Origin of the sequence: Acidovorax sp. 69 (assembly GCF_002797445.1) — a bacterium.
Classification (GTDB): Bacteria; Pseudomonadota; Gammaproteobacteria; order Burkholderiales; family Burkholderiaceae_C; genus Acidovorax.
Window position 1 is genome coordinate 846,820 of the sequence record NZ_PGEP01000001.1, and the last position, 20,167, is coordinate 866,986.

Below are 20,167 nucleotides of genomic sequence, written 5' to 3' on the forward strand. Positions count from 1 at the left end.
CCTAGAATGTTTCGCCTCACACCCGAAAGACCGCCTCCATGACCCAGGGACTGATCCGAATCCGCGGCGCTCGCCAGCACAACCTCAAGAACCTGGATCTGGACATCCGCACTGGGGAGCTCACGGTGGTGACCGGGCCCAGCGGTTCGGGCAAGTCCAGCCTGGTGTTCGACACGCTGTATGCCGAGGGCCAGCGCCGTTACGTGGAGACTTTCAGCGCCTACGCGCGCCAGTTCCTCGACCGCATGGACAAGCCGGCGGTAGACAAGGTCGAAGGTGTGCCCCCGGCGATTGCCATCGACCAGACCAACCCCGTGCGCTCCAGCCGCTCCACCGTGGGCACGATGACGGAGCTGAACGACCACCTGAAGCTGCTGTTCGCGCGCGCGGGCCAGCTCTTTGACAAGCAGACAGCGCAGCCGGTGCGACATGACTCGCCAGAGACCATCTACGCCGAACTGGCTGCGCGTTGCGCTGCTGCCGGTGATCCACGCATCGTGCTGACTTTCCCGGTCGAGCTGCCCGGCGGCACGTCGGCCGAGCAGGTCGAGCAATGGCTGTCCGCCAGCGGCTTTACCAAGGTGCAGGCTGAGCGCGAAGTGGGCACACCCACGGGGCCGCGCAAGGTGCTGGATGTGGTGGCGGACCGGTTTCGGCTGGGCAATGTCGAAAAGGTGCGGGTGATTGAGGCCATCGAGGTCGCGCTCAAGCGCGGTACGGGGCGGCTCAACGTGTATCGGCTGGTGGATGAGAGTGAGCCCGAGTTGTGGAGGTTTTCGACCGGCCTGCACTGTCCCGACAGCGACCTGCGCTACAGCGACCCCATCCCGTCGGCCTTCTCGTTCAACTCCGCTGTGGGCGCGTGCGACAGCTGCCGGGGCTTTGGCCGCGTGATCGGTGTGGACTACGGCCTGGTCATCCCCAACGACAAGCTCACGCTGCGCGCGGGGGCCATCAAGACCATCCAGACCCCCGCGTGGAAAGAAGCACAGGACGACCTCATGCGCCACGCCGAGGCCGCAGGCATCCCGCGCGACACGCCCTGGTACAAGCTCACCGACGACCAGAAGAAATGGGTCATCGGCGGCGCGCCGGGCTACAAGGACGGGCAATGGAGCAAGGCGTGGTACGGCATCAAGCGTTTTTTTGAGTACCTCGAAAGCAAGGCCTACAAGATGCACATCCGCGTGCTCTTGTCCAAGTACCGCAGCTACACGCCGTGCCCCACCTGCGCAGGCGCGCGGCTCAAGACCGAAAGCCTGCTCTGGCGCATTGGCCGCAAGGAGGATGCTGACGCGGTGCTGGAGTCCGGCAAGCGGTTCCTGCCGGAAAGCGTTTTGTGGTCGCGCGAACAGCTCGAAGCGCTGCCCGGCCTGTGCCTTCACGACCTGATGCTGCTGCCCATTGACCGCCTGCGCCAGTTCTTTGCGCGCATGCAGTTGCCTGTGGGCGACGATGCCAAGGGCGGTGATGCGCAAGCGCTGAAGTTGCTGCATGAGGAAATCACCACGCGCCTCAAATACCTGTGCGATGTGGGCATCGGCTACCTCACGCTCGACCGGCAAAGCCGCACGCTCAGCGGTGGCGAGGTGCAGCGCATCAACCTCACGACCGCGCTGGGCACATCGCTCGTCAACACACTGTTCGTGCTGGACGAGCCCAGCATTGGCCTGCACCCGCGCGACATGCACCGCATCACCGAAGCCATGCTGCGCCTGCGCGATGCGGGCAACACCCTGGTGGTGGTGGAGCATGACCCGGCCGTGATGCTCGCGGCCGACCGCATGATTGACATGGGCCCCGGCCCAGGCCGCCTGGGCGGGCAGATCGTGTTTGACGGCACCACGGCCGACTTGCGCAATGCCGACACGCTGACCGGGGCCTACCTCGGCGGCCGCAAGCACGTGGGCTTTGGCTTCAAGCGCATGGTCACTGAAGCGACGCCACGCCTCATCCTGGAGGGCGCGCGGGAGCACAACCTGCAGAACGTGTCGGTCGAGTTCCCGCTGCAGCGGCTGGTGACTGTCACGGGTGTCAGCGGCTCGGGCAAGTCGAGCCTGATCCAGGACGTGCTGGCCCCGGCACTGCTGCGCCACTTTGGCAAGGCCACCGACGCGCCGGGTGCGCACGACCGCCTGCTGGGTGCCGACCATTTGTCGGATGTCGTGTTTGTCGACCAATCCCCCATCGGCAAGACGGCGCGCTCCAACCCCGTGAGCTACGTGGGCGCGTGGGACAGCATCCGCGAGCTGTTTGCCGTGGCGCCGCTGTCGCGCCAGCGCAGCTACACCGCCAGCAAATTCAGCTTCAACAGCGGCGACGGGCGCTGCCCCACCTGCGGCGGATCGGGCTTTGAGCATGTGGAGATGCAGTTCCTGTCGGACGTGTACCTGCGTTGCCCTGATTGCGACGGCAAGCGCTACCGGCCGGAGATCCTGGAAATCACTATCGAGCGCGGTGGGCGCAACCTCAACGTCGCCGACGCGCTGGCCCTCACCGTCGCCGAAGCGGCCGACCTGTTTGCGGGCGACCGCGACGTGATTCGCGCGCTGCAACCCATTGTGGACGTGGGGCTCGAATACGTGGCGCTGGGCCAGCCCGTGCCCACGCTCAGCGGCGGCGAGGCGCAGCGCCTGAAGCTCGCGGGTTTTCTGGCCGAGGCCGCACGCAGTGCGTCCAAATCGCGCCAGACCGTGGCCCGCAAAGGCACGCTGTTTCTGTTCGACGAGCCCACCACCGGCCTGCACTTTGATGACATTGCCAAGCTCATGCGCGCGCTGCGCAAGCTCATCGACGCGGGGCACTCGCTCATCGTCATCGAGCACAACCTGGATGTGATCCGCGCCAGCGACTGGCTTATCGACCTGGGGCCTGAAGGTGGCTATGCCGGCGGCCTGCTCGTGGCCGAAGGCACGCCCGAGGACGTGCGCGCACACGCCACCTCACACACCGGCCAGGCCCTCCGCGACTACGAACTCACACTGGGCGTGGGCGGGCATTCGGTGCACGAAAAAGCGGCTGCGCTACGAAAAAAAGAGCATGTAGTGCTGACTGGTAAAGCGCTAGAGGCCAAAAATGCCATACAAATCGTCAACGCCAAAGAACACAACCTCAAGAACCTGAGCGTGGACATTCCGCGTGGCAAGTTCAACGTGGTGACGGGCGTGAGCGGCTCGGGCAAGTCCACGCTGGCGTTCGACATCTTGTTCAACGAGGGGCAACGCCGTTACCTCGAATCGCTCAACGCCTACGCGCGTTCCATCGTGCAGCCCGCGGGCCGGCCCGAGGTGGATGCGGTGTACGGCATCCCGCCCACCGTGGCCATCGAGCAGCGCCTCTCGCGCGGCGGGCGCAAGTCCACCGTGGGTACCACCACCGAGGTGTGGCACTTCTTGCGCCTCTTGTACGTCAAGCTTGGCACGCAGCACTGCACCAAAGACGGCGCCGCCGTGCAGCCGCAAACGCCCGAAAGCATTGCCGCCCAGCTGCTCACGCAGTTCCGTGGCCACCACATCGGCTTGCTGGCCCCGCTGGTGATGAACCGCAAGGGCGTCTACACCGAGCTGGCCGACTGGGCGCGCCCGCGCGGACACACGCACTTGCGCGTGGACGGCAACTTCTTGCCCACCACCAATTTCCCGCGCATCGACCGGTTCAAGGAGCACACCATCGAGCTGCCGGTGGCCAGCCTCGACGTGTCGCCCGAGAACGAAGCGGCGCTGCGCAAGGCACTGGCCGATGCGCTCACGCACGGCAAGGGCGTGGTGCATGTTCTCTCAGGCATCACAGGCCTGCGCGAGGCCATGGAGGGCGGCCAGCCCACGGCGGGCATTGGCGCGCTGCAGGCGTTTTCCACCAAGCGCGCCTGCCCCGTGTGCGCCACCAGCTATGCCGAGCTGGACCCGCGCCTGTTCAGCTACAACAGCAAACACGGCTGGTGCCCCGACTGCGTGGGCACGGGCGTCAAGCTCACCAAAGACCAGCGCAAGGTGTTCGACGACTCGGTGCAGGACGACAAGGAAAAAGGCCGTGAGCAGACCTTTGCCGAGCCCGAAGTAGAAGACTTGGCCGACACGGCGTGCCCGAGTTGCAGCGGCACGCGTCTGAACGCCACGGCAAGAGCGGTCCGATTTGCGGGGGTCGGCATTACCGACATCGCCGCGCTGTCGGTCACCGACGTGCGCCGCTGGATTGAGACCCTGCGCATCGAAGGCGGCATGACCCAGCGCGAGGCTGATATTGCGCGCGACCTGGTGCCCGAGATACAAAGCCGGCTCGAATTCCTCGAAGAAGTGGGTCTGGGCTATCTCACCCTGGACCGGGGCGCGCCCACACTCAGCGGTGGCGAGGCCCAGCGCATTCGCCTGGCCGCGCAGCTGGGCAGCAACCTGCAGGGCGTGTGCTACGTGCTCGACGAGCCCACCATTGGCCTGCATGCGCGCGACAACCAGATTTTGCTCAACGCCCTGCACAAGCTCGGCGACAAGGGCAACACGCTGGTGGTGGTGGAGCACGACGAAGACACCATCCGCCGTGCCGACCACATCATCGACATTGGCCCCAGCGCGGGCAAACGCGGCGGGCGCCTGGTGGCGCAGGGCAGTGTGGCCGACATCACCGGCGCGGCCGACTCGCAAACCGGCCGCTACCTGCTGCACGCCATGAAGCACCCGCTGCAACTGCGCCGCAGCATGTCGGCCAGCGAAGTCAGCGCCGAGGCCACGGACGCTTTTGCCCGGGCCGAGGCCGCAGCGCCCACGGGCCGGCAAAGCGCCGCCGTCAAGAAGCGCGCCGCACAGGCTGCATCGCTGGCGGCCGACGCGCTGACTGAGGCCAAGGAGCGCGCCGCCATGCGCTGGCTCACCGTGCATGGCGCGCAGTTGCACAACCTGCAGAACGTGACCGCCACCGTGCCGCTGCACCGCCTGGTGGCAGTGACGGGGGTGAGCGGTTCGGGCAAATCCACGCTGGCGCGCGATGTGCTGCAGGCCAACGTGCAGGCCTGGGTGCAGCAGCGCAGTACCAAGGCTGGGCGCGATGCGATGGATGCGGGCAAGGCTCCGCCGCTGGTGGGTTGCACAGGCCTGTCGGGCTTCGAGAGCATCGACCGCGTGCTCGAAGTGGACCAGACGCCCATTGGCAAAACGCCGCGCTCATGTCCTGCCACCTACATCGGCTTTTGGGACACCATCCGCAAGCTGTTTGCCGAAACACTGGAGGCCAAGGCCCGTGGCTACGCGGCCGGGCGCTTCAGCTTCAACACCGGCGAAGGCCGCTGCCCCAGCTGCGAAGGCGCGGGGGTGCGCACCATCGAGATGAGCTTCTTGCCCGACGTGAAGGTGCCCTGCGAGACCTGCCACGGCGCGCGCTTCAACCCCGAAACACTGGCCGTGACCTGGCGGGGCAAGAGCATTGGCGATGTGCTGCAGATGGAGGTGGACGAGGCCGTGGGCTTCTTCGCCACCATGCCCAGCATTGCGCACCCGCTGCAGTTGCTGCAAGACGTGGGCCTCGGCTACCTCACACTGGGCCAGCCGTCGCCGACGCTGAGCGGTGGCGAGGCGCAGCGCATCAAGCTCGTGACCGAGCTGACCAAGGTGCGCGACGAGGTGGGCCGCCGTGGCCAGAAGGCGCCGCACACGCTGTACGTGCTGGACGAGCCCACGGTGGGCTTGCACATGGCCGATGTGGACAAGCTCATCCGCGTGCTGCACCGCCTGGTCGATGGTGGCCACAGCGTGATCGTGATCGAGCACGACCTCGATGTGATCGCCGAGGCCGACTGGATTCTGGACCTCGGCCCCGAGGGCGGCAACGCAGGCGGGCGCATCGTGGCCGCCGCAACCCCCGAGGCGGTGGTGGCGGCGGGCACGCACACCGGCAAGGCGCTGGCGGCGGTTCTGGCGCGCTGAGGCGCACCGCCGGTGTGAGGGCCGGGCAGGGGTTGGGGCCAGCGTGGTGGTTGGCGCACACCCTTGTCGGCCCCTGTCCTACGCAGCGCGCGGAACATGGCGCACGTTCCGCGCGGTATGGGCTTCCTACGATGGGTTTCAGGGGATTGGCTCCCCGCCTCCCATCCACCTTCAAGGACGCCCATCACCATGAAAACGCTTCAATTTCTCAAGACTTGCACCGCCCTCGCCGCCACCTCTGTTCTGCTGGTCGCCTGCGGTGGCGGCAATGATGACGACCCGTCGCCCAGCAACGAGCCTGGCGTGCTCACCGTCAGCAATGCGACCATCGACGGCCTGAACGGCGTGTACGGTAATGGCGCGTTGAATCTCACCAATGTGGACAAACAAAACCCCATCGGCTCGGTTCCCGAGTTGTGCGCCTTCCGGTTTGACGGCGCCAACAAGGTGGGTTCGTCGGCCACAGCCTTTGGCGATATTCGCTACCGCCCCGATGCCTCTGGCCTGCACCAGGCCTTCCTGACCTTTGACGGCAAGGAATACGGCAGCGGCGAGCCCACCGACACGGTGGTGGCGCGCGAGAGCGACCAGGTGCGTTTCACCGGCAAGCTGCTCACAGCCACCGATGGCTCCAACGCGACGTTGCGTGTGAGTGGCATCGTGCCGATGCGTCCCAATCGTCCGTCGGGCTGCTGACCTGGCCGCCTGAGTTCCTGCACCGCACAACGATCTCCCTCCACCGGTCCATCGACCGGTTTTTGCCCCAGCAGCTCTGGCCGCTTGGGGCATTTTTTTGCGCTGAGTGGCACAGCGGCACAATCGTCACCTGCCCGCGCACGTATAGCAACCACCCCCGCATGCCAGCCCCACCTTCTGCCAACCACACGGTCGTGTGGCTCCAGCCCGAGGCCCCGGCCAAGCCCGCCGAAGGTGCGCCCTGCAATGGCTGTGGCCTGTGCTGCCTGTCAGAGCCCTGCCCGCTGGGCGTGCTGGTGTCGCGGCGCCGAAAAGGCGCCTGCGCAGCCCTGCGGTGGAGCGATGCGGATGGGCGCTACTGGTGTGGCATGGTGGCCGACCCCGCCGGGGTGACCGGGATCACCCACCCCTGGGCAGTGCGTGCCCTGACGGCCCTGGCACGGCGTTGGATCGCATCGGGTGTTGGTTGCGATGCGCGCCTGGACGTACAGGCCGTGCCGCCTGTTGACCGCTGAGTTGATAGTTGAAAGTCGAAGCGGTTTGCTACTAATTTAATAGCTACTCAGGCATATGGATATCGCGCAGTGAGCCGATTTGTCTTGAATTTCACACCCCCGCGCCACGCCGGGCCAAGTGCACCCCCGCCAGCATGCAGCGCACCGATCCGCCCGCCAGCTCGATGGTCGGCACCGCCAGGGGCAGCAGGCGCGCGCTGCGTTCAATGGTGGCCCGCTGCGGCGGTGTGAGGCTGGCGGCAGCGCGCGCCGACAGGGCCAGTACCCGGCCCTGTGTGCCCGAAAGCTCCAGCGCGTTGCCCGCAAATTCTTCGATCTGGTGGGGGCTCAGGGCGATGACCTCGCGGCCTGTCTCGCGAAGGCGCTCGCACACCGCAGCACGGCGCGCAGGGTCGGTGATCATGTGAAAGCCTCCCAGCGCAAACGCGGTGCCGATGCAGAGCATCACGTTGGTGTGGTAGCAGGGCTGGCCCTCCTTGTCCGCCGTGGCAAAGACCATCGGCTCGTAGTTGAAGTGCGTGCAAAAGCGCTCCAGGGCCACGGGATCAGCGCGGTTCGATTGCGCGGTATACGCAATGCGGCCGATGTGGTCCAGCACCATGGCGCCCGTGCCTTCCAGAAACATGCCATCGGCCTCCAGGCCTGAGTAGTCGATCACGTCCTGCACACGGTATTCGGCCTTGAGCAACTCGATGACATCGCTGCGCCGTTCGCGTCGGCGGTTGGCGGCGTACATGGGGTAGATCGCGATGTGGCCGCCTGCATGGGTGGAGAACCAGTTGTTGGGGAACACGGCATCGGGCGTGTTGCGCTCTCCGGTGTCGTCAAACAGGTGCACCCGCACCCCCGCGTCCTGCAGGCTCGCCGCCACCGCGGTGACTTCGCCAAAGGCTCGGCGCGCGATGCCGTCGGCGGCATGTGGGGCAGTGCGCGCCTGAAAGGCGTTGTCGCCTGCGGTTTCGGGGTTGGGGTGAAAGTGGTGGGGGCGCACCATCACAACGGCGTTGGGGGCTTGGACTGAAGCAGGCATGGCGTGGGAGGTGTGGGAGGCGTGTGGGTCGGTGGAGTGGGGGTGTCCTCGGAATTTTCTGGGCAGGCCACGCTAGCGTATAGCTCAAAAATTGATCAAAATGTTTGAAAAATTGGCGATATGCTAGATCTAAAACCCACTATGACCAAACTCGACGACACCGACCGCGAAATCATCAGCATCCTGCGCGCCGATGCGCGCACGCCCGTGGCCACGCTGGCGCAGAAGCTGCGCGTGTCGCGCGGCACCGTGCAAAACCGCCTGCACAAGATGGAAGAGAGCGGCGTCATCACTGGCTACACCGTGCGCCTGCGACCCGACTCGGAGCCCCAGCGCATCCGTGCGTGGATGAGCATTGCGGTCGACGGCAATGCCGCCCCCGCCGTCATCCACGCACTGCGCGGCGAGCCCACCGTGGGCACACTGCACACCACCAACGGCCGCTGGGACATCGTGGCCGAGGTCCGTGCCGAGAGCCTGGAGGCCTTCGATGCCGCTCTGGGCCGCATCCGCCTCACGCCGGGCATTGCCAACACCGAAACCAGCATCCTGTTGTCAACCTACAAAGCCTGACGCTGGCCTGCTCATCCCCACCCAGGCCCTGGCACCTGAGCGACAACGGCTAGGGATGCCCTGCATGACCCTCGCGAGTCGGTGGTGGTGCGGATCGGGATGGGCCGCAAGGCGCAGAACGCAAAACGCAGCAATAGCGGTAGCTATGGCGAGTATTTGCAACACGGCAGACCGCCCCGGGCCGCAGATGCACACGGCACGCTGATTCGTGAAGAGGATCCCTAGGGGGTTTCCGCATGCCCGAGCGGCGGCGGCTGCAGTCCAATAGCGAAGTCTTTGTTGATGTTTTTTCAGGAGCCCCGCCATGCAACGTCGCCAGATCATCCAATGGGGAGCCGCCAGCCTCGCCGCCCCCGCATTTGCGGCGCAGGCCCAGAGCTTTCCCAGCAAACCCATCAAGCTGGTGATCGCCTTCCCGGCAGGCGGCCCCACCGATATCACCATGCGTTCGCTGGCTGACAATGCCAGCAAGATCCTGGGCCAGCCCGTGATCGTGGAGAACAAGCCCGGAGCGGGTGGCACGCTGCCTGCACAGCAGCTGCAAAGCACGGCGGCCGACGGCTACACCGTGGCGCAGATTCCGCTGGGCGTGTTCCGACTGCCCTACACCACCAAGATCAACTGGGACCCGGTCAAGGACATCAGCTACGTGCTCAATGTCACCGGCTACGCATTTGGCCTGGTGGTGCCGGCCGACTCGCCGCTCAAGACCTGGACGCACTTCGTGGCCTGGGCCAAGGCCAACCCCGGCAAGCTGAGCTACGGCTCCACGGGCACCATGACCAGCCCGCACCTGACCATGGAGTTGATCGCGCAGCAACTGGGGCTGGAGTTGCTGCACGTGCCCTACAAGGGCAGCGCCGACCTGATGCAGTCCATCCTGGGCGGGCAGATCATGGCGGCGGCCGACTCCACAGGCTTTGCCCCGCAGGTCGAGGCTGGCAAGCTGCGCGTGCTCAACACCTGGGGCGCCGAGCGCCTGGCCAAGTTCCCGGATGCACCCACGCTCAAGGAGCTGGGCCTGAACCTGGTGCAAAACTCGCCCTTTGGCATCGGCGCGCCCAAGGGCACGCCCGATGCGGTCGTCAAGCGCCTGCACGATGCCTTCAAGCAGGCCATGGAGCAAGAGAGCTACCGCACGGCCCTGGGGCGCTACGACATGGTGCCGATGTACATGAGCACCGCCGCGTACAAGAAGTTTGCCCAGGAAACCTTCACGCGTGAAAAAGCGCTGGTGGAGAAGCTGGGCCTTGCCAAGCCCGCGTGATGCAACACCTCCCCTGAGGCGCTGCGCGCCTTCCTCCTTTCCTTTGAGGGAGGGGAGCGCCCCCAGCTCGGCGGGGCGGCCCGGCCCGCCCCGGCCCTTGTGCGGGGACGCTGCTCTGGGGCGCGCCTGTATCGAGCGCTACCGGTCAATGAGACCCGGTCGCTGAAAGAGGGCGAGTGCGTTCCGTGTGATGATCCGTTCCAACATTGAACGGAACACCGCGAGCACCTATGGCATCCCCCTCCGACAGCATCAGCATGGCCCTGTTTTGCGACTTTGAAAACGTCGCCCTGGGCGTGCGCGATGCGCAATACGAAAAGTTCGACATCAAGCCCATCCTGGAGCGCCTGCTGCTCAAGGGCTCCATCGTGGTCAAAAAAGCCTATTGCGACTGGGAGCGCTACAAGGGCTTCAAGGCCACCATGCACGAGGCGAATTTCGAGCTCATCGAAATCCCCCATGTGCGCCAATCGGGCAAGAATTCGGCCGACATCCGCCTGGTGGTGGATGCGCTGGACCTTTGCTACACCAAGTCGCACGTCAACACCTTCGTCATCATCAGCGGTGATTCGGATTTTTCGCCGCTCGTGTCCAAGCTGCGCGAGAACAACAAGCAGGTGATCGGCGTGGGCGTGAAGCAGTCCACCTCCGACCTGCTGATCGCCAACTGCGACGAGTTCATCTTTTATGACGATCTGGTGCGCGAAAACCAGCGCGCCCAGGCCCGCCGCCAGAACCCTGGCAGCAACCCGCCACCGGCTGTCCGCCGCAGCCCCGAAGAAGAGCGCAGCCGCAAGGAAACCCAGGACGAGCGCCGCACGCAGGGTGTGGAACTGGCGGTGGAAACCTTTGAGGCCCTGCTGGCCGAGCGCGGCGACACCGGCAAGATCTGGGCCTCGGTGCTCAAGGAGGCCATCAAGCGCCGCAAGCCTGATTTCAGCGAAGGCCGCTACGGTTTTCGCACCTTCGGCAACTTGCTGGAAGAAGCGCAGGCGCGCGGGCTGCTGGAGTTTGGGCGCGATGAAAAATCAGGGGCGTATGTGTACCGCAGCCATGGCCAGCCCAGCGCAACAGCGGCGCCCGCACGGCCCGATGGGGGCGGCGAGCGCGCCAGCCAGGGCGGGGCCATGCGGCACGACTTCCATGCGGTGGCGACGGCGCCGGACCTGCGTTCCGACAGTGGCGAAGGGCAGGGCCCCGCGGGGCGGACCCGAGGGCGCCGCAGCGAGGCCGCAGACCGCGCAGAGGTGCGCCCCACCGCGCGCAACGAGTCCCGCAACGACGCGCACCATGAGCCACAGGATTTGGAGCCGACCGATGCTCCGTCGGAGCGCCCGGCCAGCCGCTATTTCAGCCAGCCCGTGGCCCCCGAGGCCGGGTCCTTGGAGCCCGTGTTCGGTGGAGACGTTGAGCAGGATGGGCGCTCGGAGGCGCTGGAAGGCTCCGAGGCTTCGGCAGAGCAGATGCCTCTTGAGAACGATGGGGCCGAGGCCAACACCGCCCCTCGCCGCAGCGGCGCGCGCAGGGGGAATGGTGCCAGGCCGGCACCCAGCTCTACCAAGGCGGCTGCCACGCCCCGTGCGCGCGGGGCACGTGCCGTGGCGGATGCAGTCGATACGGGCGATGCCGCTGGTGCGCCACTGCCTGCAACGGCCCCGCCAGAGCTATCTCCCCCCGGTGCGGAGGGCGCAGCGCCCGCCAATGCGCCGGCTGCACGCCCGCGCAGCCGGGCCCGCAGACCGGCTGCCGAGTAACCCGCACCGTGCTTTGCGACGGGTTGGCGGGGCGTGGTGGGCGCCACCCTCCGCAATGCACGTCAGAGTGCTGTGTGCTATAAAAATAGTAGCTGCTGGTGCTTTGGCATAAAGCACCAGAGCACGTTTTTACTCAAAATCTGCCAGGTGAAGCGCTTTCGGGGCCTGCCGCCCCGCGCCCTAACGGTCTGCCAGAATGGCGCGCGCCACCTCGGCAAACCCCGCACCGCGCTCGCCCTGGGTCACATAGCGCGGCAGGTGCTGCAATTGCGGCACAAAGCGCGCGATGTTGGCCACGCCCACGCTGTGGGTGAAGTGCTCGAACATTGCCTGGTCGTTGCCCGAATCGCCCACAAACACCCAGCGGTCCAGCTCCTGCGCCAGGTCGCGGCCCAGCAGCTCGCGCACGATCCAGTTCGCACCCTGCCATTTGTTGAAATCGCCAAAGCAGCCGTGGATGTGGATGCTGCTCACGGTGGTCTGCATGCCCGCCTGCTGCAGCACGGCCAGCACCTTCTGCACGGTGTCGGGCGTGTGTCTGGCGAACTCGGCGTAATCGAAGGCGATGTCCGTCTCTCGCCCGGCACTGTCGCGGCTCAGGTCCACGCCTGGCACCTTGGCCGCCACCAAGGCGGCGATGTCGCGCATGCGGGCCTGGTTGGCTCTGCGGGTTGCGGTGTCTTGCTGGTAGAGCTTGGTCAGCGGTTGCAAAGGGCTGTGGCCGGGGCCGGGCACAAACGCCACGGCACCGTTTTCTGCCACCATCGCGTCAACGGGCCACGCAGCACCCGGGCTTGCAGCCATGAAGGGCTCGCACCAGCCAATCGGCCGCCCGGTGATGGGAATGACCACCAGGCCCGCCGCCTTCAGGTCGGCCAGCGCCCGCAGCGCGTCGGGCATGATGGCGCCTTCGGAGGTCAGGGTGTCGTCGATGTCGGTGAATATTCCCGTGATAGTGGAGCGGGCGGCCGAATTCCAGTGAGACAGGGGCAGCATGTGGCAGGTGCAGGACGTGTTCTGGCCCGATGATCAGCGCGCAGCTTGCAGGAGGGGCCTCTCGATGCAGCGGAACCACAGCATGCTGATGACAACAATTGCAACGGGAAGACCGAGCAGGAAGAAGAGCAATGATTGCGGTTCCGAAATACCAAGGGACATGCGCATTCGACCGCTGGCATCGAGCAGGAAGGTGTGAAGCAGATACAAGCTGTAGGAAGCATCGCCCACCGCGACCAGCCAGGTGGGCGGTGAAAACCTGGTTTGCTCAAGGCACAGGGCAATGACTAGAGTGGCAAGGCCCACCACCCCGAAGCTCGCCGCCCGCATGACTTCGACACGATCAAAAAACGGCGACATGGAACCTACCGCAAAGCCCGAGGCTATCAGCAGGACGCACAGCGGGATGGTGGTTTGATGTGTTCGAAAGATTGGAGCGCGTCTGTCATAGGCGTGGGCGACCAGTGCTCCTGCCAGGAACTCCAGCCCCAGTCCGGTGAGCCCATACCGTAGCGGTTGGTTGCCTTCAAACACACGTTGCGGGTCGATGGTGACCCATGCGATGCCCCAGGCCGCAAGTACCAGCATTATCAAGACGATGGCTTTGATCCGATATCGCGGCGGAACGACTGCAATGGGAATGATCCACAGGTAGAAGTAGATTTCCATCGTCAGCGACCATGCTGGAGGCAGCCAGTTGTCCCAAATGTTGGGGTACAGCAGCAGTGTGCTGAAAATTATCTTCTGCAGTGGTGGCAGGCCTTCCTGGTATACCCAAACCGTCGTCAATGCGATGAGCAGCAGGACGGGCCAATAACCCATATAGATACGTCGCAACCGCTTCATCGCGAAAGATTTTATGCCGCACGCAGGAATGGTGCGCAGTGCCGAGCGGTAGACCACGAAGCCGCTGAGTGTGAAAAAAATGTCTACCCCTGAGAACCCCAGCGTGTGATCGTGCTAGTTGCTGACAATATCGGCGACAGATTCCAATGAGGGTGCATGTGGAAGAAGAGCACCATCAGCGCCGCGATGCCGCGCAGGGCTTGGATCCAGTGCAGGTCGGTTTTGACAGTGGTATTAGTCCTCATCGGATAACTCTGGACTGAGAGCCTCGCGCGGTACGTTGCTTACGTCATAGTGCAAAAAGGCAATCAAAAACTGAATGCCGATAATGAGTGGCAGCGCGGCGAACATCACCGTTCCGCTAGAAGCAGGAAGTCCGGTGGCCATGCCGTGGAGCCAATGAAAGCCACCGAAGGTGATGCCTATTAGGCACAACAACGCGCCTAGCACGCTGTACAGACTACCGATATTGAAATCCCGCAGTAGATACAGGTACACGTAGCGCTTGATCAGCCGAGAAATATGCTTGTGCAAAAATTCAGGCAGTATCTTGGAGATTTTTAGATTCGACTCTTCGGATGCATAGACTGAATCCATGGGAACGTCGTGTACGACCGCTCGAATGGTATTCAAGTGGTAGAGCATATCTGTTTCAAAAAAATACCGACGCTCCAGTTTCGCAAGCGGTAGTTGGCGTAACACCGCGGTATGAATAGCGGTGTAGCCATTGGTCGGATCCATTGAAGACCAATAGCCGCAACTGAACTTGGTCATCAGAGATAGCACCGCGTTGCCAAACAGCCGCACTGAAGGCATGCCGCGCAGGGATTCGGGCCGATAGAAGCGATTGCCCTTTGTGTAGTCGGCTTGCCTGCGTATGATGGGTCGTACGAACAGCGGGAGCAGTGCTGGGTTCATTTGTCCATCACCGTCAATCTTGACTACGATGTCCATCCCATCGACGATAGCGGCTTCGTAGGCCGTTACTACGGCCCCGCCTACGCCCCGGTTCTCGAGGTTGTAAAGTACGCGGACGCGAGGATCCGAGTTGTGCTCTTCAATAAAGCGGCCGCTGCCGTCAGGGCAAGCGTCGTCTACAGCGTAGATGACTTTCACTTCGGGCCCAATGGCGGAGATGACCCCGAGGACATGCTGCAATACCTTGTAGCAGGGGATGGCGACAGCAATGCGCATTTTCGTTTTCTTAGCTGGTGGATGCCAACGCCACGCCTGCCATGATCAGCGCACCGCCAGCCAGCGTGCGCCAATGCAGAGGCTCGCCAAGGAATATCCAGGCCAGCGTTGGGACGATGAAGAATGCCAGGCCCATGAAGGGGTAGGCAAGATGCAGGGGCACATTGCGCAGAATCCATACCCAGCCCAGCGTTGTGAGGCCGTATAGAGCCAGCGACGCGATGAGCCAGCCATTGAAGACAAACGCCTGCCATGTCAACTGTGCTGAGAACGCTCCGGCCGCTTTCTTGAACAGGATTTGCCCAACGCTGATTGACAGCACGCAGAGCAGCGTGAGCGCTATGGTGACGTTAGGCATTTTCTTGTTCCGATGACCTGCAAAGGATGGGAAGCAGAACCAGCGGTGCAGTGAAAAACGCCAGAAGGTACCGGTATTCCCCCGCGATCGAAAAAATGAAAACTGCGGCCAGTTGCAGGGCATACGTTCCTGCAATCAGTGCAACGACCTTGTCGCGTTGCTTCATCGTGCGGCGAAGCGCTACCGCCAACAATACGAGCCCGCCCCAGGGTGCCCACAGGATTGCGCGATGCTGGATGGAAAAGTCATACCAAGCATGGAGATGCTTGCGCAGCGAGAACTTCAAGGGCTGGACACTGGATATGGATTTGGTGAACGGCAGTATCTTGCTGGTCTCGGGGGGCCGGGGATGCCGCCATTGGCCATCGCCGCGTACAGGAAGATATTGACACGGCTGGCCATGAAGGCGGGGAAGTTGTGCCACAGGTTGTATTTGAAGAACTCCTTGAGGATGGTTCTTTTGGATTGGTCTGAAAGCGACATAAGAGCGGGGCCCATTGGAAAGAAGATCAATGGGTCCCAGTAGTAGTGGTCGTGGAACTCGCGGATCTTGTCCAGCGATTGGCCCGTAGAGGTTAGCGCATCGACCGTTTTGGCTGTGACGCGCGGTTGGTTGTGTTCCCACAGTCCCATAGGCCGGTGCTCGAGGAAACCCACCGTTTCATACAGTGCGAGCGGGAATACCGAACCGATAGGGTTCTTGTACTTGTAGATGAACTGGCTGCCAAAGCCTACGATAAGCCAAGGGACGATGACCAAGCTCACGCGGATTCTGTGGGGCTTGGACAGTACCCAAGTCAATGCCGCAAGCGGTATTAGATTCAACAGGCCGTTGGGCCGTCCGAAGATCGCAAACGGTATGGTGACGAAGAAAATCAGCAACGACGGTAGGTCAACGCTGCGGTTGCGGATACTCCGCCACACTTCGAACATCATGCCGCTGAGCGCAATCGCATAGATACCGTCCGAGTAGAAGCTGCTGGAGTAATACACGACGCTGGGCGCCAGTGCGACAAAGATTAGGCAGTAGGCAAAGCTCTTCCACATGCGGCGCGCCAGCATCCAGGCCAGGATGCGCGCGCACACTGCTGCACAAATCAGCATCTGCAAAGCGATCGGAACCTCGACCCGCCCTGTTGCGCCGTAGGTGAGCAGCGCATAGAGATACCAGAATGCTGGCTTGTTGGCTTGGTGCACGCGATCGGTGTCGACCTCCAGCATGATGGCAAGACTGTCTTGCCCCAGAATTCCGGGCCAGGAGGCGACGAGCCAGGCCGCATACACGACGCCAATGAACCCCAAGACGATGGCGAAGTACTGCAGTTCGCTCAGCGCCAGAAAGCGGGTTTTGACGGCGCGTACGGCAGACGCGCCAAACCACGCCTCCGAGGATGACGGTTTGAATCTCAAAGCTTGCTTTTCCACCAGATGCCAGCTGGCGTAGGCAAGCGCCACGGTTACGGCCAGCGATATGAAGAGCGTCCCTGCGAATCCCAGCTGGGGCCAGCCATACTGAATGACGCTTTGCTGGATGGGAAATGCGAACAGATAAATGCCATAGGAAGGATCTCCCCACCGGCCAGCGCGCCGGATGTATGCCGTGGTTTGCGTTCCGGCATAAATGATGAAAAACGGTAGCCCCAGCAGCAACGCGCTATGCCGCCAGCCCCCCATCCACACTGCGGCGGTTGCAAGAGCGATGGCTCCGCCCCACAGCACTGGCCGACGGCGCCAGTACGGCTCCAAGGTGTAGAGCGCGGCGCCGGTCAGAAAGAACGCGCTCAGTTCGCGGCCGTGGTGAACCGTGCCGGTCACGTCGGGATTGCTGCGGGCGAGAAACCATCCGATCAGAACCGCAATGCTCAAAAGCAGTACGGGCCGGTACTTGAGCAGACCAATCAAACCCGCCAAGCCCAGTGCAATGTAGCAGCGTACTTCGATGGGAATGGTCCACAGCGACCCATTCACGCCGAGGCGATAGGGGTTGTTCTCAAACACCCCGGGCAGCACGAAATGGATCTTCATCCCCAGCGCCTGCAGGTAGTTAGCCGTTGCGCGGTGTGTCAGGTACTCCTTCAGCGGAAGTTGCGTGACCCAGGCGCCCAAGACATAGGCGGTCAATACCACTGCGACGGTGAGGGCAGGCCAGATGCGCAAAAAACGCCGAAGCCCGAACCGCCAGAGGTTCGGATCCCTCTGCCAACTGGCATTCACTAGATACCCGCTTAGTATGAAGAAGATGGTGACTGCCAGCCCGCCCAGGCTGTAGATGCCGAAGAAAGACGGCTCCATCTGGCCCGTGAGCGCGAAGTGGTGGCTGTACAGCACCATCGTCGCGGCCACGATGCGGATCGCGTCGAAGTTGTTACCCGGGTGGGTGGCTGGGGATGGCACCCTTGTGTGGGCCTGCACGGAACTCGGGGCGCTCATGCGCTGGCCTGCAACGCCAACCCCGCATGCTCCCGCAGCGGATGGAAGTGGATCTTGGGAAACCGCTCCTGCGCCAGCCGCACGTCATACGGCGACGTGCACAAATACGCCAAGGTGTCCGCCGCGTCGTGCGCCAGGCGCAGTGGGTACGCATCCGTGAACGCACGCAAGTCGGCCGCGTTGTCCGCAGTGATCCAGCGTGCGCCGGTGTACTGGCAGCCTTCCAGGCGGATGTCGGCGTCGTACTCGGCCTTCAGGCGGTGCTGCACCACTTCGAACTGCAACTGGCCCACGGCGCCCAGCAGCATGTTGCCGCCAGCGTCGGGCTTGAAGACCTGGATCGCGCCCTCTTCGCCCAGCTGGGCCAGCCCTTGCTGGAGCTGCTTTGTGCGCAGCGGGTTCTTGAGCACCACGGTCATGAACATCTCGGGGGCAAAGAACGGCAGGCCCGTGAATTGCAAACTGGCGCCGTCGGTAATGGTGTCACCCAACTGCACGCCGCCGTGGGTGGTGAAGCCGATGATGTCACCCGCGTAGGCTTCTTCTACCGCCTCGCGACGCTGGGACATGAAGGTGACCACGCTGGTGGGGCGCAGTTCCTTGGCGGTGCGCTGCACTTTGAGCTTCATGCCGGGCATGTATTTGCCCGAGGCCACGCGCACGAAGGCGATGCGGTCGCGGTGGTTGGCGTCCATGTTGGCCTGCACCTTGAACACGACGCCCGAAAAGCCCTCGTCTTCAGGCTGGATGGTCTTGACCACGGGCTGCTTGTTCACCTGCAGCGTGCTGATGCGGGGGCCTGGCGGGGGCGACATGTCCACCACAGCGTCCAGCACTTCCATCACACCGAAGTTGTTCACACCGGAGCCAAAGAACACGGGAGTGAGCTTGCCTGCCAAAAATTCTTCGTGATCCCACGCGGCAGATGCGCCAACGGCCAGTTCCATGCTCTCCAGCGCATCGTCAAAGCTTTGGCCGAAGCGCTTGCGCAGTCGGTCTGAATCGGTCAGCGGCACCACCTCAAAGTCTTTGGGGCCCCGATCGCTGCCGGGGGTGAACACCGTCATGCTCTGCGTGCGCAGGTTGATGATTCCGCCGAAGCTTTTGCCCTGGCCCACGGGCCAGGTGATGGGGCAGCAGGGCATGCCCAGCTCGCGCTCCACCTCATCGAGGATGTCCAGCGGGTCGCGCACCTCGCGGTCCATCTTGTTGACGAAGGTGATGATGGGCGTGTCACGCTGGCGGCAGACCTCGATCAGGCGGCGGGTTTGCGCTTCTACGCCGTTGGCCGCGTCGATCACCATGAGTGCCGAGTCCACCGCGGTCAGCACGCGGTAGGTGTCTTCGCTGAAGTCCTTGTGGCCAGGGGTATCCAACAGGTTGACCACATGGTCGCGGTATTCCATCTGCATCACGCTGGAGGCCACCGAGATGCCACGCTGCTTCTCGATCTCCATCCAGTCGGACGTAGCATGGCGGCTTGCTTTGCGGCCCTTGACGGCGCCAGCGATCTGGATAGCGCCCGAGAACAGCAGCAGTTTTTCCGTCAGCGTCGTTTTACCGGCGTCGGGGTGGGAAATGATGGCAAAGGTGCGGCGGCGCCGGGTTTCTGAGGCGTAGGACACAGGGGGTGGTTCCAGATGGGGGTCAGGGCGCGCTGCGGCAGGGTTCTGCGGCAGTCAGCGCGGCAGGCGCAGCGGCGCCCGAAAGCGGCGATTTTACCGGCGCCCGCTGCGAACCCCTTGTAGCCCCTTTTTCTTTTTGCCCCGGTTCCCGCTCAGCCGACTCGCGCCTGCTCCTGCGCATGCCGGGCATACATCTTCTGCATGCCGCCCAGCCAGCGGTCGTAGTCCTGGCCCTTGTTGCGGAAGTACTGCGCCACCTCGGGATGGGGCAGTACCAGAAAGCGCCCGTCCTGCATGGCCTGCAGCACATCACCCGCCACCTGCTCGGGTGGCAGGATGCCGTCGTGGGATGCCGAGCCACCGTCGCCCGTGACCATGGCGGTCTGCACCGACTGGGGGCACAGGCAGGCGACGCCCACGCCACGGCGGCCATAGGCGATGCGCAGCCACTCGGCAAAGGCCACGGCGGCATGCTTGGTGACGGCATAGGGCGCCGACTCCACGATGGTCAGCAGCCCGGCGGCCGAGGCCGTGACCAGGAAGAAGCCCTCGCCGCGCGCCACCATCTCAGGCACCACGGCGCGCGCAGCCCAGACATGGGCCATTCCGTGGATGTTCCACATGGCCTCCCACAGCGGGTCTTCCAACTCAATGCCACCGGGGCGGCCCAAGATGCCGGCGTTGGAGATATAGGCGTCCACGCGGCCGTAGCGCTCGCGCGTGGTGGCCACCAGGGCCTTGATGTCGGCTTCGCGCGAAACGTCGCAGCGCAGAGCCAGGCCACCGATCTCGTCGGCCACGGCCTGGGCGGCTTCCAGGTGCAGGTCGGCCACGACCACGGCATGGGCGCCCTCCTGTGCGAAGCGCCGTGCGATGCTGCGGCCTATGCCGCTGGCGCCGCCGGTGACGATGATGACCTTGTCCTGGGGGTCCATGGTGTGCTCCTTGATGGGTCTTTTGACGGATCGCCA

Annotated in this window: 15 protein-coding genes; 6 read left to right on the forward strand and 9 right to left on the reverse strand. The window is 63.8% G+C overall.

Annotated features, from left to right (window positions below):
* The first annotated feature begins 38 nt into the window (after positions 1–38).
* The 3 genes from uvrA to CLU85_RS03990 all read left to right on the forward strand — a co-directional run bounded on the left by uvrA (position 39) and on the right by CLU85_RS03990 (position 7,123).
* Positions 39–5,912, forward strand: coding sequence for an excinuclease ABC subunit UvrA (uvrA, locus tag CLU85_RS03980; protein WP_100409141.1), 5,874 nt, complete (start codon positions 39–41; stop codon positions 5,910–5,912).
* 189 nt (positions 5,913–6,101) lie between these two features.
* Positions 6,102–6,608, forward strand: a complete 507-nt coding sequence (locus tag CLU85_RS03985; protein ID WP_100409142.1) for a hypothetical protein — start codon at positions 6,102–6,104, stop codon at positions 6,606–6,608.
* Between the two features lie 161 nt (positions 6,609–6,769).
* Complete coding sequence (locus CLU85_RS03990) at positions 6,770–7,123, forward strand: hypothetical protein (protein ID WP_100409143.1); 354 nt, start codon at positions 6,770–6,772, stop codon at positions 7,121–7,123.
* A gap of 91 nt (positions 7,124–7,214) precedes the next feature.
* Here CLU85_RS03990 and ctlX read toward each other — a convergent pair whose 3' ends face one another.
* On the reverse strand, positions 7,215–8,153 hold the full coding sequence (gene ctlX / locus CLU85_RS03995; protein WP_100409144.1) for a citrulline utilization hydrolase CtlX: 939 nt from the start codon (positions 8,151–8,153) through the stop codon (positions 7,215–7,217).
* A 141-nt stretch (positions 8,154–8,294) separates the two neighbouring features.
* Here ctlX and CLU85_RS04000 point away from each other — a divergent pair, with 141 nt between their 5' ends.
* The 3 genes from CLU85_RS04000 to CLU85_RS04010 all read left to right on the forward strand — a co-directional run bounded on the left by CLU85_RS04000 (position 8,295) and on the right by CLU85_RS04010 (position 11,747).
* Positions 8,295–8,726 carry an Lrp/AsnC family transcriptional regulator gene (locus tag CLU85_RS04000; protein WP_100409145.1) on the forward strand — a complete coding sequence of 144 codons (432 nt, stop codon included), beginning with the start codon at positions 8,295–8,297 and terminating at the stop codon, positions 8,724–8,726.
* A 304-nt stretch (positions 8,727–9,030) separates the two neighbouring features.
* Positions 9,031–9,993, forward strand: a complete 963-nt coding sequence (locus CLU85_RS04005) for a tripartite tricarboxylate transporter substrate binding protein (protein WP_100409146.1) — start codon at positions 9,031–9,033, stop codon at positions 9,991–9,993.
* A 230-nt stretch (positions 9,994–10,223) separates the two neighbouring features.
* A complete protein-coding gene (locus CLU85_RS04010) occupies positions 10,224–11,747 on the forward strand; it encodes an NYN domain-containing protein (protein ID WP_100409147.1) in 1,524 nt (507 codons plus the stop codon).
* A 180-nt stretch (positions 11,748–11,927) separates the two neighbouring features.
* Here the strand turns inward: CLU85_RS04010 and CLU85_RS04015 are convergent, their stop codons facing one another.
* The 8 genes from CLU85_RS04015 to CLU85_RS04050 form a co-directional block, all read right to left on the reverse strand.
* Entirely contained in the window at positions 11,928–12,743 is an 816-nt protein-coding gene (locus CLU85_RS04015; RefSeq protein ID WP_100409148.1) for an HAD family hydrolase, read from the reverse strand.
* Between the two features lie 33 nt (positions 12,744–12,776).
* Positions 12,777–13,691: an acyltransferase gene (locus CLU85_RS04020; RefSeq protein WP_100409149.1), complete on the reverse strand. Its 915-nt coding sequence runs from the start codon at positions 13,689–13,691 to the stop codon at positions 12,777–12,779.
* Positions 13,692–13,823: 132 nt separating this feature from the next.
* Positions 13,824–14,783 carry a glycosyltransferase family 2 protein gene (locus CLU85_RS04025; RefSeq protein ID WP_100409150.1) on the reverse strand — a complete coding sequence of 320 codons (960 nt, stop codon included), beginning with the start codon at positions 14,781–14,783 and terminating at the stop codon, positions 13,824–13,826.
* A 10-nt stretch (positions 14,784–14,793) separates the two neighbouring features.
* On the reverse strand, positions 14,794–15,141 hold the full coding sequence (locus tag CLU85_RS04030) for an EamA family transporter (RefSeq protein WP_100409151.1): 348 nt from the start codon (positions 15,139–15,141) through the stop codon (positions 14,794–14,796).
* Positions 15,134–15,427 carry a hypothetical protein gene (locus tag CLU85_RS04035; RefSeq protein ID WP_100409152.1) on the reverse strand — a complete coding sequence of 98 codons (294 nt, stop codon included), beginning with the start codon at positions 15,425–15,427 and terminating at the stop codon, positions 15,134–15,136. Before CLU85_RS04035 ends, CLU85_RS04030 begins: the two co-directional genes overlap by 8 nt.
* On the reverse strand, positions 15,424–17,571 hold the full coding sequence (locus CLU85_RS04040; RefSeq protein WP_100409153.1) for an acyltransferase: 2,148 nt from the start codon (positions 17,569–17,571) through the stop codon (positions 15,424–15,426). The genes CLU85_RS04035 and CLU85_RS04040 overlap by 4 nt, the downstream gene beginning before the upstream one ends.
* Entirely contained in the window at positions 17,568–19,196 is a 1,629-nt protein-coding gene (locus CLU85_RS04045; RefSeq protein WP_100409154.1) for a peptide chain release factor 3, read from the reverse strand. The genes CLU85_RS04040 and CLU85_RS04045 overlap by 4 nt, the downstream gene beginning before the upstream one ends.
* Before the next feature lie 152 nt (positions 19,197–19,348).
* Positions 19,349–20,131, reverse strand: a complete 783-nt coding sequence (locus tag CLU85_RS04050) for an SDR family oxidoreductase (protein ID WP_100409155.1) — start codon at positions 20,129–20,131, stop codon at positions 19,349–19,351.
* Between the last annotated feature and the right edge of the window lie 36 nt (positions 20,132–20,167).

Coding starts and splice junctions, on each gene's coding strand:
- CLU85_RS04010 (WP_100409147.1), top strand. CDS start 10,224: ATGGCATCCCCCTCCGACAGCATCAGCATGGCCCTGTTTTGCGACTTT.
- CLU85_RS04015 (WP_100409148.1), bottom strand. CDS start 12,743: ATGCTGCCCCTGTCTCACTGGAATTCGGCCGCCCGCTCCACTATCACG.
- CLU85_RS04040 (WP_100409153.1), bottom strand. CDS start 17,571: ATGAGCGCCCCGAGTTCCGTGCAGGCCCACACAAGGGTGCCATCCCCA.
- ctlX (WP_100409144.1), bottom strand. CDS start 8,153: ATGCCTGCTTCAGTCCAAGCCCCCAACGCCGTTGTGATGGTGCGCCCC.
- uvrA (WP_100409141.1), top strand. CDS start 39: ATGACCCAGGGACTGATCCGAATCCGCGGCGCTCGCCAGCACAACCTC.
- CLU85_RS04025 (WP_100409150.1), bottom strand. CDS start 14,783: ATGCGCATTGCTGTCGCCATCCCCTGCTACAAGGTATTGCAGCATGTC.
- CLU85_RS04005 (WP_100409146.1), top strand. CDS start 9,031: ATGCAACGTCGCCAGATCATCCAATGGGGAGCCGCCAGCCTCGCCGCC.
- CLU85_RS04000 (WP_100409145.1), top strand. CDS start 8,295: ATGACCAAACTCGACGACACCGACCGCGAAATCATCAGCATCCTGCGC.
- CLU85_RS03985 (WP_100409142.1), top strand. CDS start 6,102: ATGAAAACGCTTCAATTTCTCAAGACTTGCACCGCCCTCGCCGCCACC.
- CLU85_RS04050 (WP_100409155.1), bottom strand. CDS start 20,131: ATGGACCCCCAGGACAAGGTCATCATCGTCACCGGCGGCGCCAGCGGC.
- CLU85_RS03990 (WP_100409143.1), top strand. CDS start 6,770: ATGCCAGCCCCACCTTCTGCCAACCACACGGTCGTGTGGCTCCAGCCC.
- CLU85_RS04030 (WP_100409151.1), bottom strand. CDS start 15,141: ATGCCTAACGTCACCATAGCGCTCACGCTGCTCTGCGTGCTGTCAATC.